Here is a 23,572-nt window from a genome sequence, read left to right as displayed (position 1 = left end):
GAGCTTCTTCGCCTCGCTGGAGTGCGAACTGATCGACCGGCGCGCCTTCCGCACCAGGTCAGAAGCCGAACGAGCCCTCTTCAGCTACATCGAGGTGTTCTACAACCCACGCCGCCGCCACTCCGCCAACAGCCAGCTCAGCCCCGCTGAATACGAGCGTCGACACGCGCTCAAGAACATCCACGACCTCGACTATGCTGCCGCGTAGTCGCAAGCCCTGATGTGTCTACTGAACCGGGGCAACTCCAGTTTCCGAACGGCGCAGGATGATCTACAGGCTGTGGTCGAAAGGTCAGGAGGCCGCGCCTGTCCAGTAGGCGCTCGCCCTGTCCCAGGCGGCCTGGCCGACCTCGGCGCCGAGGGCGCGCCCGCGCAGGTCGCCGTCCCGGAAGTGGATGCCGCCGTAGCGCCTGGACTGGCCGGCCTGATCGGCCGCCTCGGTGAAGGTGTGCCAGCGCAGCGTGACGTCCTGCGCGGGGCTCACCCCCGGCTCGACTGTCGAGGAGCCCTTGGCCACGACCGCGCTCGCGCCGAAGTAGTCACTGCCCGTGAAACGTTTGAGTACACGGGCGGCGGCGGCGCTGAAGGTCGAGTGGCCCGAGACGTGCTCGCCGAACGGCGGTGTGGGGAAGGTCGACGGCTGGTAGGGCGTCCAGGTCGCGCCGTCGATGTCGCGCCCGTCCCAGGCGCGGATCGTGGTGCCCTTGTAGAGGTGGCGGATCGCAGTGATCGGGCGCGCCGAGTCGTTGTCGCGTTTGGTCTCCCACGAGGCGATGCCGGCGTCCATGACGGCGTTGGACAGCGCGAAGTACATCTTCACGTCCTGGTCGAGGGTGTGCCTGTCGCGCTGGGAGACCGTGCGGGCCAGGAGTGACCAGTGCCCTGGCGGCGTCTCACTGCTCGGGCCGTCGCTCCAGTAACCCGAGATCGCCCTGTGCCGGTCGGTGAGCGCCGCCGTGGTTTGGACGATCTCCGCGGCCTGCTGCCGGTACTCGGCGCTACCGTACAGGGCGGCTCTCGGCACGGCGTCGGCGAGATCGCGGGCCTGACCGCTGAAGGAGGCGACGCCGCCCCAATGCGGCGCGAGGAACGGCGGGGTCACCTCTGCTCCTGCCTTGTTGACGTAGGTGAGCGGCTGCCACCTGCTGGGGTCGTTGAGGGCGGCCAGCGGCTGGCTGACCTTCATCGGGGCGTTCACCGGCTGGTAGCCGGTGGCGTCGGCGTAGCCGCCGAGTTGGTTGGAGCCGTCGGCGTGGCGATGGGTGAGTACGGCGGAGCAGGCTCGGGCGCCAATGCCCGCCGGGGTGCTCGAGGTGTCGGCAGGGTCGTAGCCGAGCTCGCGCATCAGGGCGTCGAACGACGCACGGCCTGCCGGATAGAGGTCGACGGCGGCCGCATGGGCGGCATAGCTGATCGCTTCGTTCTTGTTGGCCCGCGTGTGCTCGGCGGGCGGCCTGCGTAAGGAGGCGCCGAGCCTGGTGCCGACGGCGACTGTGTCGTAGGCGGCCCAGGCGTCGTAGGCGCAGGTGTGCATGATGGCAAGCGCCCGGGCTACGTGGGGCGGACCGAGCGTGCCAGTGCGTACGCTCTGCAGGAGCACATCATTCCAGCGCAATGCCATGTTGGGAGGTGGCGGGGTGGCTGCGTGGGTGGGGACGAGCATGGACGCGGCGATCAGTAATGACGGAATCTTCATGATCCCTCCTTGGAATAGGTTCACCAAGATTCCATAATACGTTCGAAATATGGGCTATCTTTAGCGTAAGTGTTTGGTATCTTCGCCGAAGAGCGCCGCATGGGCCCGAATAGTTAGCCACACCCCCCAATCTGCGGATTCACTCCACAGGTCAAGTCCCACGCTCCCATTTGGGTTGTCGCTCAAATGGTTCGAGCATCGCCCAGACCGTGGCACCCAAGATCCTCGGGCCTGAAGATAGTTGCAGGTCACCACGTGAACCGAATATTTGAGCCCCACAGGGGCTGGGCGCACGGCGCCAGGGCCGCTTCCAGGACGCCGAACGCCACCTGCGCCACTGGATCGACTGGTGTCGCCAGGTGGACTGGCAGCCCGGCCTGGCATTGATCCATGCCGAGCTGGGCTTCGTGGCCGAACAACGCGGCGACGCCGAGGCCGCGCACCGCCTGCACCTGGCCGGGCTGGAGGCGGCCCGCATGACGGCTGACCGGCGGGCGGTGGCGCTGGCCCTCGAAGGTCTCGCCGGAGCTCACGCACTGTCAGGGGATCACCGGCGCGCCGCCCGCCTTCTGGGCACCGCTCACATGGCCCGGGAGTCGGCCTGCGCACCGCTGCCGCGGACAGAACGAAGCGACGTCGATCGCATCACCACCGCCGTGCTGGCTGCCTTGGGCGAGAAGACGTTCGAGGAGGAGTTCGGCCGCGGGATAGCGGACTAGGGGTTCAGCTCGCGATGCGGGCCTGGTCGAGGGTGGCGAGGAGCCAAGGCCGACCGTGGCCGACGCCGGTGAAGGACAGGATCCGGAACCGCGGATGGCCAGGAGCCGCGGACACCACCGCGTCGGTGAGCGCCTCGTGCTGTCCGGGGTGGTCCTCGCGTTCGAGTCGCGCAAGCTCGCCGTCACGGGCCCGACCAGGACGACGACGACTACGAACGGCTGATCCGCGGCCTGCCCGCCCACGACGCGTAGGCGGGCAGGATGTCCGCCGGCGCCTAGCCTTCGACCTGGCAGAACCGGATGACGTTGGAGAACGGGTCGGTGACCTCCAGGGTCGGACCGCCCGGCGCGTCCTGGTCGATGCCGGGCCGCAGCCGCGGGTACGGCTTGGCCGTCAGCTCCCGGTGCAGGGCGCCGACGTCGCCGACCGGAGTCCAGACCAAGGAACCGGGTGTGCCGTCACCGTGGTGTTCGGACAGGTCGATGATCATCCGGTCGCGATGTACGCGCATGTACAGCGGCATCCCGGGCTCGAACCGGTGCTCCCACTCGACGGTGAACCCGAGGTAGTCCAGGTAGAACTCTCGTGCCCGGCCCTCGTCCTGGATGCGCAGCACCGCGATCGGACTGCCCAGCCTCGCGCCCGAGGTGTGGCCGAGCGCGGCCGCCGCAGTGTTCCAGTCGCGATGGCCGAGCTGGCGAGCGACGATCTCCAGCGCGCGGCTGTGCGTGATGTCGATCGAGTCCGCCTGGGCGAGGTCGTCGCGCAGGATGGCGGCAGCGCGCTTGGCGTCGGTAAGGGTCATGTCCATGGAACTCACCGCATGTCCCGGTGCCGTGGTCCTTCAGCGCCCGCGTTGCTGACAGGGGCACCGTGTCTCGCAGAGTGAGTGGTGACCACATACCGATGTGTTCACCATGCCGGAATCGGCGCGGGCGGCAGGTCACATCGAACCTGCCTCGCAGCCTACCCCATGCTCGCGAACGGATCGCGCCGGCAGCCGCCGCGGCGCGGTGACCTGCAGGTGTCGGCCTTGACCCTGACACGGTGTCAGCTGTGAGGCTGCGGCCATGTCGATTCCTTACATCGGTTCCGGTCCCTACTGCTACGCCAACTCCCTTGCCATGATCCTCGGCGAGGAGGCTCCCGCACCCGCGGTCATCGAGGTCCTGACCGGCTCGCCGTACGGAGTGCAGCTGATCGGCGGTCAGCTGCCCCTGTTCGATCCCTTCGGCTGGGATCCCGACCAAGGGCTGGACGCCGCGATCGAGCTGCTGGGCTGGTCGTGTGAGTGCAGTGACGGCGGCTCCGCCGCCGAGGCCATGGAGCGCCTTCGCGTGGCGTGCGCGCGGGGTCCTGTTCTGGTCGGGCCGCTGGAGCTGGGGTTGCTGCTGCACCAGCCGGGTGCCGGGCAGGCGGTCGAGGCGGACCACTTCCTGGTGGTGCTGGAGGTGGACGACGACACCGTGCTCATGCACGACCCGCAGGGCTATCCCTATGCCACCCTGCCGATCGCGGCGTTCGTCGAGTCCTGGCGTGGCGAGCTCATCAGTTACCTGAAGCGGCCGTTCGCGATGCGCTCGGCATTCGCGCGGCGTATTCAGGTGAGCCCGGCCGAGGCACTGCGGCGTTCGCTGCCCGGTGCGCTCGCCTGGCTGGCGGGCCGCGCCGACGTGAGCGTCTCCCCCGGCACGCTGGGACAGGCGCAGGCGGCCGAACGCACCGCTGAACTGGTGGAACAAGGGCGACTCGACCCCCAGGTCCGGGACCTCATGCGGGCGTTCGCGGTACGCGTGGGCGCCCGCCGGCTGAACGACCTGGCCTCGTGCCTGCGTTCGCTGAACCTGCGCGAAGGCGCCGCCATCGCCGCTGGACAGGCTCGCATCGTGGGTGGGCTTCAACTGCCGATCGTGACCGGCGACGACACAGCCCTCGCAGCCGGCCTGCGAGAGCTGGCCCCCACCTACGAACGGCTGCGCGCCGTACTGACGTGATCCGCCCGAAACCACCGACACGCGCCGTGCGAGAGCGCGGCGCGCCGGAAAGTCACTCCTCGCGCCGGTCGCCGCGTGCGGCCACCCCCACGCCGACCGCGGCGGCGAGTACCGCGATCATGGCGTACTGAAAGGCGGTCTGGTAGCCGCTCACCTGCGCGGCCAGGTCATCGCCTACAGTGCGAGCTGCGGTGGCGACGGCCGCGCCGACCAGCAGAGCCATGCCCAGAGCCCCGCCGAGCTGGTCGACCGAGCGCTGCACGCCGGAGGCGATCCCGGCGTCGGCGTCAGTGACCCCGTGCAGGGCCGCATTCTGCAGGGCGATCAGCCCCGCCCCCATGCCGACCGCCGTGAACGTCATGGCGGGAATGACATCGATCCACAAGTGGCCGTCGACAGGAAGGCGGGCCAGCCACCCGGTGCCGAGCGCGGTACAGAGCAGGCCCGCGATCGCGGTGTACTTCATGCCGATGGCGCCGATGATCCGGCTCACCTGGGTGACCGTGAGCAGGAGTGCGGCGCAGAACGGAAGGTAGGCCAGTCCGGTCCGCACCGGGCTCAGGCCCAGCACCTGCTGCATGTAGAGCGTGGACAGGAAGAACGTCGTGGACAGCGCCGCGCTGAGCAACACGGTGGCCGCGTTCGCCACCGTACGGGTGCGATTGGCGAAGAACGACAGTGGCACCAGCGGATTTCGTGTCCTGGCCTCGACCAGCACGAACAACAGCATCGCCAGGACACCCCCGGTCACGGGGAGGATGACGGCGAGGTCGGTCCACGGGCGATGGGCGGCCTGCAGGACGCCATAGACCAGAGCGAGCGGTGCGGTGGTGAGCAGCACGGCCCCCGGCAGGTCCAGCCGGCCACCGGAGCGCGGGCCGTCGGCCCGGACCAGTCTCGGCGTCGCCAGCAGCACCGCGGCGGTCAGCGGCAGATTGATGAAGAAGATCCAGCGCCAGTGCAGCAACTCGGTGAGCGCGCCGGACAGCAGCACGCCCCCGGCCAGTCCCAGTCCCGAGATCGCTCCCCAGACGCCGAGCGCCTTGGCGCGTTCGGCGGGCTTGGTGAAGAGCATGGCGATCAGCGACATCGCGGCCGGAGACGCCAGCGCCTCCCCCGCGCCCTGGCCGAACCGCGCGGCGACCAGTGTGGGCAGGTTCGGGGCCAGTCCGGCGACCAGCGATGACACGCAGAACACGGCGGCGCCGAGCAGGAACATCCGCCGCCGGCCCATCAGGTCGGTGATCCGGCCGCCCAGCAGCAGCAGCCCACCGCCGACCAGCGTGTAGCCGGTGACGATCCAGGCCATCCCGGTGGCACCAGCGCGGAACTCCGAGCCGATGGTGGGCAGCGCCACATTGACGACGGTGACGTCGATGGCGATGAGAAACTGCAGAAGCGACAGCAGCGCCAGGGCACGCCAGCGGCGGTCACGTCCGGCGGGTTCCAGGGCAGGGCCGGACGCAGAACGAAAGGTGTTCATGAAAAAGGAACTCCAGACAGAGGCACGCGCCAACAGCGAGAGCCACGAAGAAGGTGGGTGCCTGTGCCGCCGGCACGGCGAGCGAGAACGCTCAAGCCGTCAGCGGCATCTGGAGTTACTTAGTGAATACGCCCATGATGCCTCAGAGAGTATCAGCACTCCCCGGACCAATCCAAAACCCCGATCGCCTGTACACCCATCATGAGCTGGCTACGCGCTGGTGCGGTTCACCGAACGACGGCAACACCTGCCCGTGCGTGACATCAGCCCGAGTGCGCACGAGACAGGCGGCATTGATGACTGCCTGGATCCCGCGCTTGGTGCTGAAACCGGCTGCCACCGGCAACGCCCGAGCATCGTCTCCACTCATGGGCGCACGCTGGAGATCGTCGCGCCCGGCGGTGGGCGCGCAGAGCGGGGGATGCGCAGGGAGAGGAGGACGGGTCTGGCCATCTTGCGTGAGTGCCGGATCCGGGCCGTCCGCGGCGGCGCCCGGACACCCCTCCGAGCCGGGAGCCGCCGCGGCCGGAAGCCCCGGCCGAGCAGGGCGGCAGAATCTCGGCCTGGCCCCTGCCGCCACGGCGTGCGCAGGCGGCGGGAGTTCCCCGCGACCACTACCGTTACATGAAAGGGCTTCGCCATAAGCTCGGACGTGCGGCCCGGGCGGCTTGCGTCGCCTCGCATTTCGTTCAGCGGTGTCTAGCCTGAGGCCATGACGTTGCGGTTCGATGGGGAATGGATCATCAGCGACAGCTGCAAGCAGGTCGCCAAGGCCGAACCCGGCGGCGGCTGGGTGTTGTCCTGGCTGTCGGGCACCTACGACCGGGAACAGGCGATCGCCCTGATGACCCGCGCAGAGAGCGGCGACCTGGACACCGACCCCGAACAGCCACCCCCTCCCCCCGATGACCCACTTTCCCCAACTGCCCGGGCCGAGCGGCAGGAGCCCGAAGGCGAACCGAGGTAGGCAAGGTCCACAGGGTGTGCGACGTCCCGGCAGCCAGAGACGCGTACCCGGGGGAACACGGTTTTCGTCTCCCGCGGACCGTCAAGGGGCTGTCGGGTGGCCGGGAGGAATCTCACCTCCCGGCTCCCGCAGATCCGTACGTGAACCTCTCGGTTCATACGGCTCTTGTCACCTTGATCATCAGAGCGGAGAGGCTGCGGTCACCCACTTCCAGTGCGCGAACATCCGGGGATAGCGCATGGCGATCCCCTGCATGCACGCGGCGGCTTTCCGTCTCCTGCTCAGCCGTCTGTATTTCTCGCGGATCCAGCGCACCAGGTAGGCGTTGATGCGCATCAGGAGGGGATACAGCGCCGACCGGTAGAACCGGCCGTAGTACTGCATCCAGCCCGCCACGATCGGGTTGATCACCTTGGCGAGTTCGGTGAAGGCGGATCCAGTCCGGCGGTGAAGCCGCCAGCGGCGTACTTCCTCGCTGATCTTGTTCAGGGCGTCCTTGCTGATCGCTGGCGAGAACGACAAGAACATCTTGCCGCTCGCGCCGTTGCGAGCCCCGCGCGGGCGGAAGGTGAACCCCAAGAAGGTAAACGACGTGTGCGCGAACGTTCCGCGTCGCCGGCCGTCCTTGCAGTACACGATCTTGGTTTTGTCGGGGTGCAGCCGCAGCCCGACCTCTTCCATCCTGTCTTGCAGCGCCGCCAGGACCTGACGGGCCTGGCGTTCGGTCGCGCAGTGCACGACCGCGTCGTCGGCATAACGCTCGAACTCCACCGTCGGGAACTCGCGGGCCAGCCACACGTCGAACGCGTAGTGCATGAACAGGTTCGCCAGCACGGGCGACACCGAGGATCCCTGCGGGGTCCCCCGGTCTCGCTGTTGCAAGGTCCCGTCGGGCAACTGCAGCGGGGCCCGTAGCCACCGCTGCACATACAACAGCACCCACGCCACGTCGGTGTGCACCTCCACAGCCTTGACGATGAGATCCCACCGGACACTGTCGAAGAACTTCTGGATATCGAGATCGATCACCCAGTCACGTCTCCAGCAGCGCTCCCGGCAGCGCTCCACCGCCTGCACCGCCGACCGGTTTCGCCGATACCCAAAGGAGTCATCGTGGAACACCGGCTCCACGCACTTCATCAGGTGCCGGGCGACCACGGTCTGCGCCACCCTGTCGGCGACGGTGGGGATGCCGAGCATCCTCGCCCCGCCGCCGTGCTGCTTCGGTATCTCCACCGCCCGTACCGCAGGCGGAAAGTAGGTCCCCGACGACATCCGATTCCAGATCTTGTAGAGGTTGTTCTTCAGATCGGCCTCGAAGTCGGCGATGGACTTCCCGTCCACTCCCGGCGCGCCCTTGTTCTTCCGCACTTCCTGATAGGCCTCCCAAACCTCCTGTTTCGAAATATCGAACGGCTTGCTCTGCGATTTCAACTCGTCCATGCAGCTCCTCCCGGACTTCGTCCGGTTGACTTCACAAACATGAGCCACAGATGACCCGGCCCCTTGGCTCGACCCCCATTACAGAGGCTTCTCAGCTACTACGAACCGGTCCGCCAGCGCGCCCCGCGACGGTACTCAATCCCTTACGGTCTCCTCCGCTTGAGACACTCCCTCTCGCCACCCGCACGGGCGACGGTGTCGGGACGCGCCTTCTCCCGTTCCACGCGAAAGCAGCAGATCAGGCTCGCGTCGTCTACATGCCGGACACCGTCTGGCCAGTCAGCGGGCATCCGCCAGACTCATCCCGGGGCACGGTACAAACCCCGGTTTCGATGTCACCTGATTTTGTTACGACACTTCAGCGACGATTCGCTTGCGCTCGCCTTCCTGATCCCCACCTGACGCCTTCAACAGCGCCTTTTCCTCATCGCTCACCACGACGGTCTTCAGCCAACGCAGCATGAGGTGGTTTGAAGCCTCCCCCCGCAGGGCGACTCCGAAGGGCCAACCTTCATCTCCCGCGCAGCACCGCATCAAGAAGCTCTACCTACATCAAGCTCCCTCCACGTTCGGGACACACGTACCGCGTCAAAACTCAGTCGCGATGGTTCTGAGCTGTGGTTTGACTGCGTCCGGCCCTGACGACAAGATCACGCCTTGTGCCTGTTCGCCTGCTCTATCTGATCACGGTTCGGGTGTTCGGCTGGCTGATGTTGCTGGGTCGCAGCCAAGGGTCGAAGAACGTGGAGATCATGGTGTTGCGGCATGAGGTGGCGGTGTTGCGGCGTCAGGTCGCCCGCCCGAAGCCGGACTGGCCCGGTGGTTGCCGGCGGTGCTGCGCGCTCATCGGCTGGTCACCCCGGCGACGTTGCTGGTGTGGCATCGTCGTCTGCTGCGACGGGCCTGGACCTACCCGCATCGACCCGGACGTCCGAGGATGAGTCGGGAGATCCGGGATCTGATCGTTCGCCTGGCGAGGGAAACCCCGCGTGGGGCTATCGACGGGTGCATGGTGAGTTGGTGCGGCTCGGTTACGAGGTTAGCGACGTGACCGTGCGGCGCATTCTGCGCTCGCGCCGCTTTGGCCCGGCGCCTCGACATCTCGACACCTCCTGGCGGTCCTTCCTGCGAGTGCAGGCCAGAGGACTTCTGGCCTGCGATTTCTTCCACGTTGACACGATCTTTCTGAAACGTCTGTACGTGTTGTTCGTGATGGAAGTTCATACGCGGCGCGTGCACATCCTGGGCGTGACCTCCCATCCAACCGGTGCGTGGACCGCTCAGCAGGCCCGCAATCTCCTGCTCGACCTTGGCGAGCGAGCGGCGTCGTTCCGCTTCCTCATCCGCGATCGGGACGCCAAGTTCACCGCCGTCTTCGATGAGATCTTCGCCGCCGTAGGTATCACGGTGCTGAAGACGCCGCCGCGGACGCCGCGGGCGAACTGCTATGCCGAGCGGTGGGTCCGTACGGTGCGAGCCGAGTGCACCGACCGCATGCTGATCTGCAGCGAACGTCACCTTCGTTCGGCCCTGAACGAATATCTCGATCACTACAACGGGCATCGCCCGCATCAGAGTCGTGGGCAACGACCACCCGATCAAGACGAACCGGTGATGGTGCCAACGGTAGGCCGGATCGAACGCCACAAGGTCCTCGGAGGAGTGATCAACGAGTACCGCCGAGCCGCATAGTCGGCCGGAGAAACACCAGCTCAGTCCCTACGCGCGAGTTTTGACGCGGTACAGGGTGCGTTCGGCGCCGCCGTCGCACGATCCACGCTGATCCGGCTGGTCAGAGCCATGCCCGACCCGGAGATCGGCTCGGTGAAGGTGCTGGGCGTCGACGATTGGGCCAAGCGGCGCGGCCACTCCTACGCCAGCGTCCTGGTCGACATGGACGACCATCGCGTCATCGACATCCTGCCCGACCGGGAAGCCGGCGCCTTCGCCGACTGGCTGCGCGCCCACCCCGGAGTTGAGGTGATCTGCCGGGACCGCTCCGGGTCGTATGCGTTAGGCGCCCGCGCGGGGGCGCCTAACGCCCGGCAGGTCGCTGACCGCGTTCTCCCACACCGCCGCATCGCGGCGGATCACCTGGACCGGCTCCGAGTCCAGCAGAACCGGAACACTCCGCAGGTCTGTGCCCATGTCCAGTACCTCGTTGTCTCCATCAATCTCGGGGCGGTTCAACCTAGCTTGGAGCATGGTCTGAGCGCGGGTCGGTCCAGGCGTCCGCGAGTTTGACGAGCCGGTCGAGGGCGGTCTCCACGCGTTTCGTGTCGCCGGTGGTCAGATAGTCGAGTTGCAGACCGGCATAGGCGGCGTTGAGCAGAGTGGCATTGGCGCGGGCATCCTCATCCGAAACGCCGTGGGCGCGTAGCGCCTCGGCCACGAACTCGGCCCGGTCGCTCAGCATCGTGGGCACATACGGCCCAGTGAGCCTGCCCGCCGCGGCCAGGCCCTCGATCTCGTGCAGGAGCCGGATCAGCGGCAGGTTGTCGCCGCTCAGATGCCAGTCCCACGACGCCCGGATGACGGCGCCCAGGCTGCGTCCCTCCTCCCACCCGGGCAGGGCCTGAAGCCGATCGCGTTGCCGCTGGTCCAGGCGGGTGAGGACAGCGGTGATGAGCTCATCCTTGGTGGCGAAGTGGTGGGTGAGCACCGAGGTGCTCTGACCTAGCGCCTTGGCGAGGGGACGCAGGGACAACCCGGCGACGCCGTGGGTGGCCAGGTGGCCGATGATCGCGTCGAGAAGTTCTACACGACGCCTCGGGTCACGAGGTCTAGCCATTGCATCTCCAACCAGGCCGCAGGGCGCGTCCGGCGACATCTTATTAACACAACAGTCGTTATGCAAATGGGCGTAACGACTGTTACGCTAACTCGTCCCACATCCGCCGCGCTCCCGGAGGTCGCTCTGCCCTCGCCCAACCCGCCCGGCAACGGGCACCCGCGTCGATGGCCAATTCTCTACACGCTGTGCTCCGCCCTGCTGGTGATGAGTTCCAGCGTCATGGCGGTGACGATCGCTCTGCCCGCCATCGCGCTGGATCTGCGAGCCTCTACCGGACAACTCCAATGGATCACCGAGACCACCGTGCTGGCTCTGGCGTCCCTGCTGATCACCATGGGCACCCTGGCCGATCGCTGGGGGCGGCGCCGGATGCTGCTCGCCGGTCTGGCCGCATTCGCCGTCGCGTCGCTGCTGGCCGCCGTATCGCGAAGCCCCGCCGAGCTCGTCGCCGCCCGCGCCCTGCTGGGTGTCGGCAACGCGATGATCATGCCGTCCACGTTGTCGATCATTCGCAGCGTGTTCCCTCGCAGTGAGCTGCCTCGGGCGCTGGCCGTCTGGGGCATGGTCGCCAGCATCGGCGTCGTGGTGGGCCCGCTGGCCGGTGGGCTGCTCGTGCAGCACCTCGGCTGGCGGGCGCTGTTCCTGGTCAGCGTGCCCGCTGCGCTGGCCTCGGCTTGCGCGATCACGTTGCTGGTGCCCGCCTTCGCCGGCGGTGCCCGCACTGCGCTGGACCTGCCGGGGATGGTCCTGGTCTCGGCGGGCTTCGTGACTACGATCTACACGATCATCGAGGCGCCGCACCGAGGCTGGTCAGCACCGCCCACTCTGGCCACGGCCGCCCTGGCCGGCACGCTGCTCGCCGGATTCGTTCTGCGCCAGCGACGGACCGCACATCCACTTCTTGACCTGCGGATGGCCGGGGCCCGCTCCTTCTGGCCCGCCGCTCTGGCTGCCGCAGCCGGGTTCTTCTCCCTGATGGGAATCTTGTTCCTGCTCACCCAGTATCTGCAGGACGTTCGAGGCCACACTCCGTCGGAGGCCGCCCTGGTGCTCTTGCCGCTCGCCGCCGGGCAGCTCGGCATGGCGCCGCTCAGCCCGCGCCTGATAGACCGCTGCGGTACGCGGACCTGCACCACAAGTGGGCTGTTGATCTTGGCCGCCGGGCTCGCCCTGCTGCCCTTGGGGCTCGGCGGTGGCTCCCAGTGGCCGCTCATGACCGCCCTCGCCGTTCTGGCCGCGGGTAACGCCTTAACGGTCACCGCCGCCGGCGTCGCCCTCATGGGAACGGCTACCAGACACCGGGCGGGCTCCGCGGCGGCCGTCAACGAGACGGCCTTCAAACTCGGCGGCAGCCTCGGCGTCGCCGTCCTGGGGAGCGTGGCCACCAGCCACCTGACCGGCCGCCTATCCACCCTATCGGCCGTAGACGCCCTTCCAGCGTTCGCCACCGAGTCGATCACCGGCGCGATGACGACGGCGGCCAGGCTAGGCGGACCGACCGGCGACCAACTCGCACTGCTGGCCAGGGACGCGTTCATGACCGGCTTCACCGACGCCGCCCACCTATCCGCCGGGCTGGCCCTGGCTGCGGCGGCAGTCACCGCGGCCTTCCTGACAGATCCAAACATCCACAACCCAGAGGAGGAACGTCCATGACCGCCCTTATCACAAGCCCCGCCGAAAGCTACGCCCAGGTCAACGACCGTCGGCTCGCCTATGTCGACTTCGGCGGTGACGGTGTCCCGGTCTTGGCCATGATCGGGCACTTCGGCCGAGCCAGAATGTTCGCCAAGCTGGCCGCCATACTCGCACCTGCCTACCGGGTGATCTCACTGGAACAACGCGGTCACGGCCGCAGTGACACCGACGGCGACTTCAGCCGGGAAGCCTACGTTGCCGACGCCGCCGCCTTCGTCAGGCACCTCAACCTCGGCCCGATGATCACACTCGGCCACTCCATGGGCGGAGTCACCGCCTACCAACTCGCCGCACGCCAACCAGAGCTGGTGAGCGCCCTGGTCATCGAAGAAGCCGGCGCCTACAACCGGCAACCGCACATCCCCCACCCCGTCCTGGACGTGACAGGGTGGCCCCACCGCGCAGCGACCCTGGACGAACTGCGTCGGCAGGTTGAGGCCTGCGGAATTCCCGACGCGAGCTACTTCATGGAAAGCGCTGTCGAACACGCCGACGGATGGGGCCTTCTGTTCGAGTACGCCGACATGATGACCTCCCAACGGGCACTGGTCGGTGATTGGTGGTCCGACTGGCTCGGCTCTCGATGCCCGGCCCTGCTCGTGCACGGTGCCGACAGCTTCATCCTGCCCACCGCGATGGCCAGGGAAATGGCCGAACGACGGCCCAACACCACGCTGCGCGAGTTGCCCGGCTGTGGCCACTGGGCACACGACGATGACCCCGACGGCTTCGCCACCGCCGTCCGCGACTTCCTCGACCAGTTGTAGCGCGGCACGACCGCCCGCGAACAATCCATAGGCGGAGAGAAGAACACCGGGTACTCACAGGGTCACCGCCCGCCCACGCCGGGCGGCGGCAGCAATCGCCGCCCTTTCCGGCGGGTCGCCGGAGATCAGCTCCTCGGCAGCTCGCCTGTCGGCCTCCTCCGGCCTCACGGCATCGCGGGCCAAGCGCAGCAGACCGGCCATGGTCCGCACAGTCTTGCGCGCCTGCCTGGCCCGGAGCCCGCGCATCTGGTCGGCGGCAGCCGCAAGCGCCTGGGCATCACGCAGCCCGGCCGCGGCCATCAGATCGTCCTTGTCGCTCGTCTCCAGATAGCGGGTCAAGCGCTGCTGCACCGCTTCGAACAGCTCCTGCACCGTGACCGTCATGACGCGATCATCCGCTCATCCGGCGTGAGGCACGATTGCGGCGGCGCAGGAACAGCAAGCTCACCAGCACCAGGCCCGCCGCTGCCAGCAGCAGAGCCCTGGCAGGCGCCGCCAGCCAGCCGGGCCTTTTCGCCCCTGCTGCCGTGTCCCCTCTCGGCCTCCACGCTCAGCGCTCCCCAGCACCACCACCGCCATAGATGCGGCAAACGCGGGGGCGAGTCTGGCCCACTGCGACGTGGCCGGTAACCATGAGCGCGAAGCCACCGGGTTGCGCTCCTGTGAGAGAGGATCCATCAGCCGATAACCACAAGCGGCGGCAGCCCGTGTCCATGTCTTCCGAACCGCCTGTAAGCAAGCCCTAAGGACCCGGGCCATGACCAGCCGAATCCCCCGTCATGGCCCTGCTCGAAGATCATGGGGATAAACCGCCTGACCTGATCGGTGTGGGGCAGCTTGAGCGGCGCGGCGCGTGTCCGCGTCGGCAGAGGTCAGGGCGTTCATCCAACGGTGACGGGCTGGCCCGGTCAAGCGGTGGCGATGAGGAAGGGCGTCAGGACCGCGGCGGTGTAGGCGAGGATGAGTGCCGCCCAGGTCAGGCCGGCCAGGGCCGGGTGGCGGTGGTGCCAAGGCAGGGGTAGCGATGGGCGCTTGTGCAGATGGGTCGGCAGGGATGCGATTTCGGGTCCGGTGCGGGTGAGGCCGAGGTCCTGCCAGAGGTCTTGTAGGTCGAACGGTTTCCAGTCCTGGCGCCACAGCAGTCGCGGGGGCTGGTCGGGTGGGCCTTCGAGCACGGCCCACTGCTTGCGCGGGGAGGCGCCCGGGCGGGTGATGTCGAGGTAGTGGACGCGGTGCAGATCGGCCAGGTCGATCGTCCAGCCCCTGCCGCGCCAATCGCGATAGCGCAGCTGCCGCTCATCCAGGGTGAGGCGCAGGTTGCGGCGACGCAGCACCAGGTAGATCACCAGCAGCAGGCCCGGCACTCCCAGCAGAAGGGCCATGGCGGGTGCGGCCAGCAAGCCGAGCCCATTGCCGCTGCTGCCCACCGCCAAGTTCAGCGTCCCCAGCGCCATGAGCGCCACGAATGCCCCGAACGCGGGAGCGCGCCGGGCCCACTGCGACTTGATCGGTAACAACGAGCGCGCCGCCGCTGGGCCGCGCTCCTGCGATGAAGGATTCACCAGCCGATGATCACAAGGGAGGCAAGCCCGTGTCCATGCCTTCCAGCCCGGCCGTCACAAAGCCCTAAGGGTCCCTGGCCCTGACCTGGCAGCCCGCCCCCGGACGGGGAAGGCCCGCCCCGGCGAAAGCCGAGACGGGCCGCCTCACCCCCCGCGGCGATCCCCCGGGAGGGCCAGCCCGCGCGTCCGAGCACCGCGCGGACCCACCTGCGAGACCCTGCTGCTCGGTGGTGTTCGCAGCGGCGGGCCGCTGGGCGGCGCTATTGCACAGCCCGGGTACAGGCGTGGCGGCGTGCCCGGCCGCTGGCCGCGCCGTGCGGGCGGCCAGCTCGGCGAGGGGCGAGGTCGGCGGGCAGGCGCCGGGTGGCGGGTGTTACCGCAGGTGAGATCCATCCACCAGCGGTGAGTGTCTTGACGATCTTCGGGCTGTGAAAGGACAATCGATGAATTTCATCGAGCAGTGGTCCTCTCGTGGGGCCGGGGAAGGATCGCATGCCGCTCGTCATAGATCACGACCAAGGCCTCACCCTCGCCCACCGGGGGCACACCATCGGCAAGCCGGCCGGGCCCAGCGCTGTTTCCTGGGACTACCAGGGACAGCAGACGCACCAGGTCACCCGCCCCGACGATGGGCGGCCCGCCAGGCGTTGGCAGGTCAGCTGCGGAGCATGCGGCAAGCCGCTTGAGTTCGCCGTGCACAGCGTTCAGGCCACGGTTCGCCGTCAAGCGCGGTGGCGCGCCTTGGCGTGGGCAGGCCTGATTGTCCTGCTCGGCAGTGTGATCGGCAGCTTCGTGATCGGCGGCGACGCACTCCCGACTCTGATCGCAGCCGCCGTCGCCGGAGCCGCCGTCGGCTACCTCGCCGGTGGGATCGCCGCCGATGAGATGGGCATCACCGGGCACGGCGCGGGTATGCCGATCATCGCCAAGCACGCGGTGGCGCTGGTGGAGTCCCGCCCCCAGGACCAGCCCGACCTCAGCTGCGACACGTGTGGCCACCGGGAGGAATCTCCCTGGGGAAGCCACTACCGCAAGAGCTGGGTGGACAAGCAGTACCGCGCGGCCAAGCAACGAATGGACGCCCACATCTGCCGCACGTCCTGAACCCGTGGCCGCCCACCAGCCAGCCGGCCCACCCGCTCCCCGCTTGTCACGAAACCCGTACGGAAAGGCGGTGCCCGGTGGGAATCGTCGACCAAATCCGCGCCAAGGCCGGACAACTGCCCACCAACGGCGATCCAGTGGTGGTGACGGCTGGCCCGCCAAGCAAGCCCAAGTCGGCGACGGTATCTTCACCTAGTCGTATCGGGAGAACCAGGCAATCCAGAGCGCGACCACGGCCGCGCTGGGGATGAAACCGAGCCAGGACCAGCCCCAGCCGATGCCTGTTGCGTGCGCCAGGCCGACAACAACCCCGACAGGTGTTGTGACAACGAGAACGTGCCAGCACCAAAAGGCCTTGTGGTCGACGACGCGATTCCGGATCTCCCGGTACCGGCGGGCAGCCCAACGCCGTTGCCTTATATGGGTGTCTTCCGGATACAGCCGGGCGCCATACCCGTCGGGCCCATAATGCCTGTCTGCTAGGTACCCAAGGGCTACCGTCGTCGCGGTTACTGCTTGGATCGCTGTGCACGTCCATAACAAGATTTCCGGCCCTGATGCCACACGGCCCAGGCTAGCTTGGTGCACCGCGACCGCGACGTTCCAGCCCGGGCTTCGAACGTGGGTGCAGATGTTCGCCTTGCAGATGAACCAGGTGGATCCGTGTGGCGGGGCGATCCGGCAGATCGCGGGGGGCATGCCCGTCTTGCGCGACCCGGTGAGCGCCGCCCGCGTCGTCTGCCCGCTGCTGATCATCGCAGGGTCGCCGGTCTGCGCGTCGTCACCGGGCAGTTCCTGGCGCTCGTGCGCGGAGCGGGGCCGGGCGTCAGGGGCGACGGGACGGGCAGGAGCGCCGAATTGGGCGGCATCCCGGGCGCCCTTGCCCTCCTCCAGGGGAAACCCCGCCGGACCAGGGATGGTGGAGTCGGCGGCGGGATCTCCTCACCAGGGCGTCCTGGGGACCCCCAACCCCAAGGACTGCCCTGGCGTCAAAGGCAGCATCGACCGGCTCACGTGCACCGCGCGATTGCTATCAACGCGACGTCGGCGATGACGAGACCAGCCACAGTGCCGCCATCAACGATTGGTTCATCAGCTCTCGCAGCAGTACCTAGTGCGGGACGGGCCGGTAGGAGAGTACGACGACGCCTGACGTGAGGGCCCTGGTGTTCAGGAGTTCGAACTTGGAGGCGAGACCTTCGGTGAAGAGCATCTCGCTGAGGTTGCCCGTACCAGCCAGGATCGGATGGACGGAAAGATGGATCTCATCGAGCAGGTCGTGCTTGAGCAATTCCTTGACGACTGGCCCGATGCCATAGGTAAGGATGTTCTGCCCCGGTTGCTGTTTGATCTTACGTACCTGGTCGGCGAGGTTGCTGTCGATGATCGAGGTATTCGTCCAGTCGGCCTTGTCCAGCGTGGTGGAGGCGACGTACTTGGTCATGCCGTTGAGCTTGTCGGCGATGGGGCCGGTCTCGGCGGGCCAGGTTTCCGCCCAGCCTTCGTAGGTGCGACGGCCGAGCAGCAGGGCGTCGACGTCGGCCAGTTGCTCGGCGACAAGTGCACTCAGCTCCTCATCGATATAGGCGTAGTGCCAACGCTCCATGGCCTCGATGAGGCCGTCGAGACTGACATTGGTGCTATTGATGATGCGTCGCATGGTTCCTCCGTGAATTTCGAAACAGCCGAGCAGACCCTATGGGCGGGGGACTTCTGCAAAGCCTCCTCTCGCCTTCAGCGGGCCTTCGTCTCGCCATCAGCGTCGAGCAGGCCGCTTGTGACCAAGCATTTCTCGCGACCGGGGTCGTCCACCAGGGCCGATCCGGTCTCACGAGAGTGGTCCGATTCCGCGCGTGCTCGCGGGCTATGACCACGTGTGGACCTGGCTCAATGAGCGGCTCAGCGAGAAATCCGCTGTGTGGCGGAAGTACGTGGATCCTTCGCACTCCTTGGGCGCTGTCGTCGCCTTCCACATGCCCATGGTCAGCGCAGCGCACGGCCGATCGTGGTTGCTGGCGTAGGCTGGAAGCAGTGGCCAGAGTGATAAGTCGACTCCAAGAGAGATGCGACGCACGCACCTGGCCACCTGTCGTTGCAACTGGTTCCAAGCCTCGACAGTGATCGTCTGTTGGCTGTTGTGGCTCGCGATGGCTTGGTGATCAGGGGCGTCGCTAGAGTTCTGTGGCGAGCCGGGACCGCGGGCGGCCAGGCGAGCAGCCGGAATGGCGGAGCTTCCCCGAGGTCGTGCAGGCTTTGTTCGTGGAACATATCGTCGATTTCTCGAACGTCCTACCTGCTGGGCCACGCCCATGCCGTGCTCGATGTGCTGCTGGAGCAGGCGTTGCGCCCCGGAGCCGCAGCGACCGACCCCGACTTTGCCGCGGTACGGCTGGGCGCGCTGTTCCAGCTCGCCTTCGACGGCGGCCTGCTGCGCCTTCCCACCCCCGGCCACGACCCCGGCTCCAGCCCTGGCGCCGGAGCCGGGTAAGAGCCCGAGACGACCGGCGAGCACGGACAGGAGGACGTGCCGGATGAACATGCGCGCATGGTGGCGGCGGAGGTTCCCGCCACGCGGCGACCGGCTGGCCGATCAGCTGCGGCGAGCCGCCCAACACCTGCTGGATGAGCATGCGGCCCGCGTCCAGCAGCGGACGGAGCAGCGGGTGGCCGAGGCCGACCGGCAGATGTCTGCGCAGGTGGCCGACGCGAAGGCGCTGATGAACGAGATGCTGATCCAGCACCCGGCCGTGCAGTCGTTCGCCATCCAGACCCTCTACGACCGCTACGGCGCCCGCGTCTACGCCCGGATGGCCGGTGAGCCGGCGTTCGCGGCGGAGGTCGGCGCTCACGCGTACCGCCTGCGTACGAACGTGTTCGATGCTGCCGCCGCCGCTGGAGACAGCGAGCTGCGGCAGCTGCGCGAGGATCCGACGCTGATGGTGGCCGTCCTGCTGGGTTGCACCTACAGCCTGCTGGTCGAGCTGCTCGATGATGCGGTCGAGGCCGAACTCGACGGCGACCACAGCGGGCCAGGCAGGCCGATGCTTGAGGTCACGCTCCAGCTGGGCGCCCTGTTCCAGCTCGGCTTCGAATACGGCCTGATCAGCATGACCCCGCCCGCGCACCGGTAGGTCACCCCTTTCACCACGCCTCGCACCCTTGGCCGAGCCCCGGCCCTTTCTAGATAGGAAGGCCCGAGGCCGTGCGCCGCGCTCTGGGTGAGCTGCGCAGCCACCGGCAGGCCGGCGGCCGGAACGGACGTCGAGAAGGCACATTCTCTGCCCGGCGTTCCTCAACCCCAGAGAAGCGCCGCGCCGCTGCCGAAGATCCCGCTCGACGATCCGCGCGTGCTGGCCCTGGCCAAGGCCCGCCAGCAGTTCGGCCACGACTGCGCCTCCCTACCCACGTGGGAGGAACTGACCGACGAAGAGCGCGGCACGGACACTGTCACGGATCGGCGAGGGTGAAGTGCCTTGTCCGGAAGCATCCGGCAGATGATGTTGGAGGAGATCACTGCTGGAGGGAGAGAACGGCGGCCGCCATGCGCGCGGCCGGCCCATCCTCGCCTCTCCCCTTTTCCGCACGCCATCACGTCAAGCAGGCAACGGTGTCTTGCCTGAGCCGCCGAAGCGTGGGGCTGGGGTCTGAGAAGACCACGACGAAGGGATCTCGCATGGCAGGCACTGTCATCGACACGACCGACGCGACCTTCGACAGCACAGTCGTCAAGGTTGCCGGGCCGGTCCTGGCCGTCTTCCGCGCCGAGTGGTCTGACGTGTGCCGGGCCCTCGACCCGGTCCTGGTGGAGGTCGCCAAGGAGTACTCGGGCCGTCTGGTCGTCGTCCGCCACGACATCGATCAGCATCCTCAGACGCCGCCCAAGCACGGCGTTGAGGCCATCCCGAATCTGTGTGTGTTCAAAGCCGGGAAGATCGTCGGCAGGTGGATCGGGCCGGCGAACAAGACCCGGGTGGTGAATCTGATCCAACCCCACCTGTGATCCTTGGGCAGCAGCTGATCAGGGCACTGAGCGCCGCCCGGGTAGGAGTGACAATGACGGGCAAGACAGGTCTTTGTGCTGCCCAGAGATCATCTAAGGGAGCTCGCCCGCCTGGGCACCCGAGGCGATCCGGGACCGTCGGCCGGTTGACAAAGATCGCCCACAACAGGTCATGATGCGGACTCCAGGACGCAGGACGTCGTTCGACGAGGTCTATGACCAGCCCGACCCGCGTGCCTTCTTCGCGAGTCTGCGCCGCTTCGGCTACCAGACCCCCCACCACGCACAACCCCTCTTCCGCCGGCTGGCGGCGGCGCGAGCGCGGCCGGAGCCGGTGACGGTGGCCCACCTGTGCTGCTCCTACGGCGTCAACGCCGCGCTGCTCAACCACGACCTGACCCTCGATGACCTCTACACCCGCTACACCTCACCGCGGATCCTCGCCCTGACCACCGCCGAGCTGATCAAACGCGACCAGGACTTCTACCGCGCCCATCGCCGCCAGGATGCCGTACCGGTGCTCGGGCTGGACATCGCCGCCGCGGCGATCGACTACGCGCTGGCCGTCGGCCTGCTCGACACCGGCTTCGCCGAGAACCTGGAGACCGGGACCGCGTCCGCGGCCCTGCTGCGCGCCGCCGCCCCGGTCAGCTTGATCACCGTCACCGGCGGCGTGAGTTTCCTGACCGGCCGCACCTTCCACCAGATGCTGCGCGCCGCCGATCGGCAGGTGTGGGTGGCCGCGTTCGTCCTGCGCACCGGCTCCTACCAGCCGATCGCCGACGCCCTCGCCGAACATGATCTGGTCACCGAGACCGACCCGGAACACACCGCGGCGCAACGCCGCTTCACCGGCCCCGACGAACAACGCTACGCCGTCGCCGCGGCCCGGGCCGCCGGCGCCGACCCTACGGGAAAGGAGAACGCGGGCAGCTACCACACCGTCGTGCACCTGTCCCGCCCATCCCACGACCTGGCCATGCCCTACGCCAGCTTGATCGCGCCCGCGCAACCCGCCCACGAACCCCACTGACAGAGCCTTCACCCACAGGGACGGCGGTCGTGGACACCCGAGCCCGCCCGGCGATCTCAACGAGCTCAACGACGACGAACACCGGTGCGCATCCGGCCGTACCGACCCGAGCGCGTTCGCGTGTACGCAGTCGTCGTCGGGGAGCGTGCGCAGGTGCTGGTCATAGGAGACGACCGGAGCGCCCGTCGCTGCGGCGAAGGCCTTCGCCAGCGTGGACTTCCCCGACCCGCTCGCGCCCATCAACACCACCACCACGCCCCTGCCGTTCAGACCAGCACGCCCATGTCGCAGGTATGTCGCACGCTCGTGGGTGTCAGATGTCGGTGAAGAGCGCTTCGTTGTGTGGCCTTGGGCTGGTCGCGCTGGTCGCTTTGAGAGTGTCGGTCTTGCGCAGGTGCATGGCTCGTGCGAGGAGTTCGTCGCGGATGTGGGTGGTGGCGAACAGTTCGGCCTTGCCCTTGCTGGCCATCGGTGCCCCCTCGCCATGCGGAGCACCCCGATCGTCTCACTGCTCGGACAGCGGTGGTACCAGAACTCACCGACACTGTTTCTCAGCCGAGGAGAGTGGAGCCCTCATCTGACCGACATCTGGTACCAGACCTCACTTACATAGCCAATTGGCCGGCCGTCGAGCACGATCACCTCGATCCCCGCGCCCGGAGGCCGTTCAGGGACTGGTGGAGCGCGGTTGCGGCGGCGTCTGGGCGGCAGCGCTCGCGTGGGCGGCGGCTTCGGCGGCCGCGGGCCGGCCTCAGCCTGGACGGTTTCCGGGCAGGATTTCCAGACGGACATCGTCTTCTTCCTTGAAGACGAAGGTCCGATGATGGCCGTCCGCCCACTCGGCGGGGGTGATGTCGGGTATCAGGTAGTAGGTGTCTGCGCGGGTCATCAGCAGGCGAAGGCCGAGGTATTGGAACTTGTAGGCGCCTGCGCCGAGGGGTTCGCGCTTGACGTTGAGGGCGTTCAGGCCGAGAGAGTCGGCGGTGTACAGGGCAACCTGAGGGCGATCGGCGACCTGGTCGATGGTGGCCCGTGCCGAGCGGGTGCCACGTTGCTGGGCGTAGATCGATGCCGCCCACAGCGAGCAGAAGATGGCGATGGCCACGGCCGCGGCGAACGCCACCCGTCCCAGGGGAGTGTCTCTTGCCGACCAGGTGAGCAGCAGCGGGCCGACGATCACGAGCGTCAGCAGGAGGTAGTTGCTGATGGGGCGGTTCGACAGCGCGGCCAGGGCGAGGAGCATCGCGGTGATGGTGATGACGGTGCCGAGGGCGGTGGGATTGCCCAGAGGGCGGATGAGGCGGTGCGTGCGGGCCGCGGTGAGGAGGGCGCGTGCGCGCGCGGGCAGGCGAGACAGCAGGGTCGCGCGGTGGGTGAGGATGGCCAGCGCAAGCGGGATGGCCGCCATCCAGGGCAGGAACGCCGGGGAGAACAGGTTGAGGCCGTACAGGGCGTACTCGTCGGGGCGGTAGTTCAGGTCGGTCGCCTTCAGCAGGAAGGGTCGCAGGTAGGCGTCGAGGTACGCCCATCCCATGTAGATGAGGATGGCCGCGCCGGTGGCCACCAGCAAGGTGACCAGCCCTACGACGTCGAGCGGGCGGGGTCGCTCACGTGGGGGTGGGTCTGCCGTCACGGCGACGCCGTCGAGTGCGGCTCGGGCGAGGTCTCCTCGGGCTGGCTCACCGAGACAGACGGTGAACTCGTCGGCTCTGTCGTAGGTTGCGGAGCCGTGATGGTCGGCGTCGGGGGCCGCGCGGAGCGCACGGACGGGCAGGGCACCGCGACCGGATCTCCGCCGCCGGTCGGGCACGGCGGCGGTGTGCGTACTGCTGTGGAGCGCCTGGGGCGAGACCGCGGGGCGCTCTCGCTTGCGTCGGGCGGCGACGCGGTGACGGTGACGGTCGCCGCCGGTCCTGCGCCGCACCCGCCGGTCACTACGGCCAAGGCCAGCGCGCAGCCTGCCATGAGCGCCATGCCCTGTAGTCGACTCGCCGGCTCCCTGCCCACGAACGGACATCTGCTCCGACGAACCAGGCGTTACAAGAACACATCACCATGTCACTCTCAGTAAAGTTGATCGCTGGGCGTGAGGGGCTCGGACGCCGGACAGTCTGTTTCATGAGTGGTCATTATCTTGAGCTGATGATGGTCGCGGGGCCTCTGACCTGGACGGCCTCGTTGGAGACGGTGTCCGGAACGAGGCCTCAGGCGATCTGAGAGGACGTTCTGCTTGCTTGAGCGATAGTTCATGGATTGTGCCAGGTTATGGTGCTTTCGCCGGTTGCTCGCTTCGCGAGGTTCGCGATCATCG

26 protein-coding genes are annotated in these 23,572 nt (G+C 67.7%); 16 read left to right on the top strand and 10 right to left on the bottom strand.

Annotated features, from left to right (window positions below; genetic code table 11):
- Nucleotides 1-208, top strand: a 208-nt coding sequence (locus ACFWYW_RS56725) for an IS3 family transposase (RefSeq protein ID WP_379627086.1), incomplete at its 5' end; no start/stop codon positions are given.
- A gap of 84 nt (nucleotides 209-292) precedes the next feature.
- On the opposite strand, the gene ACFWYW_RS56720 is transcribed toward ACFWYW_RS56725, so the two are convergent.
- A complete protein-coding gene (locus ACFWYW_RS56720; protein ID WP_379627084.1) occupies nucleotides 293-1,696 on the bottom strand; it encodes a vanadium-dependent haloperoxidase in 1,404 nt (467 codons plus the stop codon).
- Nucleotides 1,697-2,055: 359 nt separating this feature from the next.
- On the opposite strand from ACFWYW_RS56720, the gene ACFWYW_RS56715 reads away from it, so the two are divergent.
- Nucleotides 2,056-2,415, top strand: a complete 360-nt coding sequence (locus ACFWYW_RS56715) for a hypothetical protein (protein WP_379627082.1) — start codon at nucleotides 2,056-2,058, stop codon at nucleotides 2,413-2,415.
- A gap of 55 nt (nucleotides 2,416-2,470) precedes the next feature.
- Nucleotides 2,471-2,638 (top strand): hypothetical protein, encoded by a 168-nt coding sequence (locus ACFWYW_RS56710; RefSeq protein WP_379627080.1) that lies wholly within the window; start codon nucleotides 2,471-2,473, stop codon nucleotides 2,636-2,638.
- A gap of 52 nt (nucleotides 2,639-2,690) precedes the next feature.
- On the opposite strand, the gene ACFWYW_RS56705 is transcribed toward ACFWYW_RS56710, so the two are convergent.
- Nucleotides 2,691-3,227 (bottom strand): glyoxalase superfamily protein, encoded by a 537-nt coding sequence (locus tag ACFWYW_RS56705; RefSeq protein WP_379627078.1) that lies wholly within the window; start codon nucleotides 3,225-3,227, stop codon nucleotides 2,691-2,693.
- Nucleotides 3,228-3,486: 259 nt separating this feature from the next.
- On the opposite strand from ACFWYW_RS56705, the gene ACFWYW_RS56700 reads away from it, so the two are divergent.
- Nucleotides 3,487-4,410, top strand: a complete 924-nt coding sequence (locus ACFWYW_RS56700) for a hypothetical protein (protein WP_379641414.1) — start codon at nucleotides 3,487-3,489, stop codon at nucleotides 4,408-4,410.
- Between the two features lie 52 nt (nucleotides 4,411-4,462).
- Here the strand turns inward: ACFWYW_RS56700 and ACFWYW_RS56695 are convergent, their stop codons facing one another.
- Nucleotides 4,463-5,893 (bottom strand): MFS transporter, encoded by a 1,431-nt coding sequence (locus tag ACFWYW_RS56695; protein WP_379627074.1) that lies wholly within the window; start codon nucleotides 5,891-5,893, stop codon nucleotides 4,463-4,465.
- 712 nt (nucleotides 5,894-6,605) lie between these two features.
- Between ACFWYW_RS56695 and ACFWYW_RS56690 the strand changes: the two genes are divergently transcribed.
- Nucleotides 6,606-6,860 (top strand): hypothetical protein, encoded by a 255-nt coding sequence (locus tag ACFWYW_RS56690; protein WP_379627072.1) that lies wholly within the window; start codon nucleotides 6,606-6,608, stop codon nucleotides 6,858-6,860.
- A 180-nt stretch (nucleotides 6,861-7,040) separates the two neighbouring features.
- Here ACFWYW_RS56690 and ltrA read toward each other — a convergent pair whose 3' ends face one another.
- The gene (gene ltrA / locus ACFWYW_RS56685) at nucleotides 7,041-8,303 is read right to left on the bottom strand and encodes a group II intron reverse transcriptase/maturase (protein ID WP_379627070.1); all 1,263 of its coding nucleotides are present in this window, start codon (nucleotides 8,301-8,303) and stop codon (nucleotides 7,041-7,043) included.
- A gap of 659 nt (nucleotides 8,304-8,962) precedes the next feature.
- Here ltrA and ACFWYW_RS56680 point away from each other — a divergent pair.
- The 3 genes from ACFWYW_RS56680 to ACFWYW_RS56670 all read left to right on the top strand — a co-directional run bounded on the left by ACFWYW_RS56680 (nucleotide 8,963) and on the right by ACFWYW_RS56670 (nucleotide 10,547).
- A complete protein-coding gene (locus ACFWYW_RS56680; RefSeq protein WP_379627068.1) occupies nucleotides 8,963-9,244 on the top strand; it encodes a hypothetical protein in 282 nt (93 codons plus the stop codon).
- A gap of 106 nt (nucleotides 9,245-9,350) precedes the next feature.
- Nucleotides 9,351-9,995, top strand: coding sequence for an integrase core domain-containing protein (locus tag ACFWYW_RS56675; RefSeq protein WP_379627066.1), 645 nt, complete (start codon nucleotides 9,351-9,353; stop codon nucleotides 9,993-9,995).
- A gap of 108 nt (nucleotides 9,996-10,103) precedes the next feature.
- Nucleotides 10,104-10,547, top strand: a complete 444-nt coding sequence (locus ACFWYW_RS56670; protein WP_379627064.1) for a transposase — start codon at nucleotides 10,104-10,106, stop codon at nucleotides 10,545-10,547.
- On the opposite strand, the gene ACFWYW_RS56665 is transcribed toward ACFWYW_RS56670, so the two are convergent.
- A complete protein-coding gene (locus ACFWYW_RS56665; RefSeq protein ID WP_379627062.1) occupies nucleotides 10,495-11,094 on the bottom strand; it encodes a TetR/AcrR family transcriptional regulator in 600 nt (199 codons plus the stop codon). The genes ACFWYW_RS56670 and ACFWYW_RS56665 overlap by 53 nt on opposite strands.
- Before the next feature lie 60 nt (nucleotides 11,095-11,154).
- Here ACFWYW_RS56665 and ACFWYW_RS56660 point away from each other — a divergent pair, with 60 nt between their 5' ends.
- Entirely contained in the window at nucleotides 11,155-12,753 is a 1,599-nt protein-coding gene (locus tag ACFWYW_RS56660) for an MFS transporter (protein WP_379627060.1), read from the top strand.
- Nucleotides 12,750-13,562 carry an alpha/beta fold hydrolase gene (locus tag ACFWYW_RS56655; protein WP_379627058.1) on the top strand — a complete coding sequence of 271 codons (813 nt, stop codon included), beginning with the start codon at nucleotides 12,750-12,752 and terminating at the stop codon, nucleotides 13,560-13,562. Before ACFWYW_RS56660 ends, ACFWYW_RS56655 begins: the two co-directional genes overlap by 4 nt.
- 54 nt (nucleotides 13,563-13,616) lie before the next feature.
- Here ACFWYW_RS56655 and ACFWYW_RS56650 read toward each other — a convergent pair whose 3' ends face one another.
- Both ACFWYW_RS56650 and ACFWYW_RS56645 read right to left on the bottom strand, forming a co-directional pair.
- Nucleotides 13,617-13,946, bottom strand: coding sequence for a hypothetical protein (locus ACFWYW_RS56650; protein ID WP_379627056.1), 330 nt, complete (start codon nucleotides 13,944-13,946; stop codon nucleotides 13,617-13,619).
- A 524-nt stretch (nucleotides 13,947-14,470) separates the two neighbouring features.
- Nucleotides 14,471-15,124, bottom strand: a complete 654-nt coding sequence (locus ACFWYW_RS56645) for a hypothetical protein (protein ID WP_379627054.1) — start codon at nucleotides 15,122-15,124, stop codon at nucleotides 14,471-14,473.
- 492 nt (nucleotides 15,125-15,616) lie between these two features.
- Between ACFWYW_RS56645 and ACFWYW_RS56640 the strand changes: the two genes are divergently transcribed.
- Nucleotides 15,617-16,228 (top strand): hypothetical protein, encoded by a 612-nt coding sequence (locus ACFWYW_RS56640; protein ID WP_379627052.1) that lies wholly within the window; start codon nucleotides 15,617-15,619, stop codon nucleotides 16,226-16,228.
- A 1,111-nt stretch (nucleotides 16,229-17,339) separates the two neighbouring features.
- Here the strand turns inward: ACFWYW_RS56640 and ACFWYW_RS56635 are convergent.
- Entirely contained in the window at nucleotides 17,340-17,888 is a 549-nt protein-coding gene (locus tag ACFWYW_RS56635; RefSeq protein WP_379627050.1) for a dihydrofolate reductase family protein, read from the bottom strand.
- 654 nt (nucleotides 17,889-18,542) lie between these two features.
- On the opposite strand from ACFWYW_RS56635, the gene ACFWYW_RS56630 reads away from it, so the two are divergent.
- The 5 genes from ACFWYW_RS56630 (at nucleotide 18,543) to ACFWYW_RS56610 (ending at nucleotide 21,261) form a co-directional block, all read left to right on the top strand.
- Complete coding sequence (locus ACFWYW_RS56630) at nucleotides 18,543-18,716, top strand: hypothetical protein (protein ID WP_379627048.1); 174 nt, start codon at nucleotides 18,543-18,545, stop codon at nucleotides 18,714-18,716.
- Nucleotides 18,717-18,759: 43 nt separating this feature from the next.
- Complete coding sequence (locus ACFWYW_RS56625) at nucleotides 18,760-19,359, top strand: hypothetical protein (protein WP_379627046.1); 600 nt, start codon at nucleotides 18,760-18,762, stop codon at nucleotides 19,357-19,359.
- Between the two features lie 87 nt (nucleotides 19,360-19,446).
- A complete protein-coding gene (locus ACFWYW_RS56620; protein ID WP_379627044.1) occupies nucleotides 19,447-19,695 on the top strand; it encodes a hypothetical protein in 249 nt (82 codons plus the stop codon).
- A 206-nt stretch (nucleotides 19,696-19,901) separates the two neighbouring features.
- Nucleotides 19,902-20,228: a thioredoxin family protein gene (locus ACFWYW_RS56615; protein WP_379627042.1), complete on the top strand. Its 327-nt coding sequence runs from the start codon at nucleotides 19,902-19,904 to the stop codon at nucleotides 20,226-20,228.
- A gap of 172 nt (nucleotides 20,229-20,400) precedes the next feature.
- Nucleotides 20,401-21,261 (top strand): hypothetical protein, encoded by an 861-nt coding sequence (locus tag ACFWYW_RS56610; protein ID WP_379627040.1) that lies wholly within the window; start codon nucleotides 20,401-20,403, stop codon nucleotides 21,259-21,261.
- Between the two features lie 313 nt (nucleotides 21,262-21,574).
- Here the strand turns inward: ACFWYW_RS56610 and ACFWYW_RS56605 are convergent, their stop codons facing one another.
- Nucleotides 21,575-21,730 (bottom strand): hypothetical protein, encoded by a 156-nt coding sequence (locus ACFWYW_RS56605; protein WP_379627038.1) that lies wholly within the window; start codon nucleotides 21,728-21,730, stop codon nucleotides 21,575-21,577.
- A 282-nt stretch (nucleotides 21,731-22,012) separates the two neighbouring features.
- Nucleotides 22,013-23,185, bottom strand: coding sequence for a hypothetical protein (locus ACFWYW_RS56600; RefSeq protein ID WP_379627036.1), 1,173 nt, complete (start codon nucleotides 23,183-23,185; stop codon nucleotides 22,013-22,015).
- Nucleotides 23,186-23,572: the final 387 nt, after the last annotated feature.

Origin of the sequence: Nonomuraea sp. NPDC059023 (assembly GCF_042740095.1) — a bacterium.
GTDB lineage: Bacteria > Actinomycetota > Actinomycetes > Streptosporangiales > Streptosporangiaceae > Nonomuraea.
This window is presented reverse-complemented; position numbering and strand designations above follow the sequence as displayed.

Bases quoted from the DNA above. Each gene is read 5' to 3' on its own strand.
- ACFWYW_RS56615 (WP_379627042.1), top strand. From the start codon at position 19,902: ATGGCAGGCACTGTCATCGACACGACCGACGCGACCTTCGACAGCACA.
- ACFWYW_RS56660 (WP_379627060.1), top strand. From the start codon at position 11,155: ATGCAAATGGGCGTAACGACTGTTACGCTAACTCGTCCCACATCCGCC.
- ACFWYW_RS56700 (WP_379641414.1), top strand. From the start codon at position 3,487: ATGTCGATTCCTTACATCGGTTCCGGTCCCTACTGCTACGCCAACTCC.
- ACFWYW_RS56605 (WP_379627038.1), bottom strand. From the start codon at position 21,730: ATGGCCAGCAAGGGCAAGGCCGAACTGTTCGCCACCACCCACATCCGC.
- ACFWYW_RS56610 (WP_379627040.1), top strand. From the start codon at position 20,401: ATGATGCGGACTCCAGGACGCAGGACGTCGTTCGACGAGGTCTATGAC.
- ACFWYW_RS56625 (WP_379627046.1), top strand. From the start codon at position 18,760: ATGAACATGCGCGCATGGTGGCGGCGGAGGTTCCCGCCACGCGGCGAC.
- ACFWYW_RS56695 (WP_379627074.1), bottom strand. From the start codon at position 5,893: ATGAACACCTTTCGTTCTGCGTCCGGCCCTGCCCTGGAACCCGCCGGA.
- ACFWYW_RS56705 (WP_379627078.1), bottom strand. From the start codon at position 3,227: ATGGACATGACCCTTACCGACGCCAAGCGCGCTGCCGCCATCCTGCGC.
- ACFWYW_RS56650 (WP_379627056.1), bottom strand. From the start codon at position 13,946: ATGACGGTCACGGTGCAGGAGCTGTTCGAAGCGGTGCAGCAGCGCTTG.
- ACFWYW_RS56640 (WP_379627052.1), top strand. From the start codon at position 15,617: ATGCCGCTCGTCATAGATCACGACCAAGGCCTCACCCTCGCCCACCGG.
- ACFWYW_RS56670 (WP_379627064.1), top strand. From the start codon at position 10,104: ATGCCCGACCCGGAGATCGGCTCGGTGAAGGTGCTGGGCGTCGACGAT.
- ltrA (WP_379627070.1), bottom strand. From the start codon at position 8,303: ATGGACGAGTTGAAATCGCAGAGCAAGCCGTTCGATATTTCGAAACAG.
- ACFWYW_RS56720 (WP_379627084.1), bottom strand. From the start codon at position 1,696: ATGAAGATTCCGTCATTACTGATCGCCGCGTCCATGCTCGTCCCCACC.
- ACFWYW_RS56635 (WP_379627050.1), bottom strand. From the start codon at position 17,888: ATGCGACGCATCATCAATAGCACCAATGTCAGTCTCGACGGCCTCATC.
- ACFWYW_RS56690 (WP_379627072.1), top strand. From the start codon at position 6,606: ATGACGTTGCGGTTCGATGGGGAATGGATCATCAGCGACAGCTGCAAG.
- ACFWYW_RS56665 (WP_379627062.1), bottom strand. From the start codon at position 11,094: ATGGCTAGACCTCGTGACCCGAGGCGTCGTGTAGAACTTCTCGACGCG.
- ACFWYW_RS56655 (WP_379627058.1), top strand. From the start codon at position 12,750: ATGACCGCCCTTATCACAAGCCCCGCCGAAAGCTACGCCCAGGTCAAC.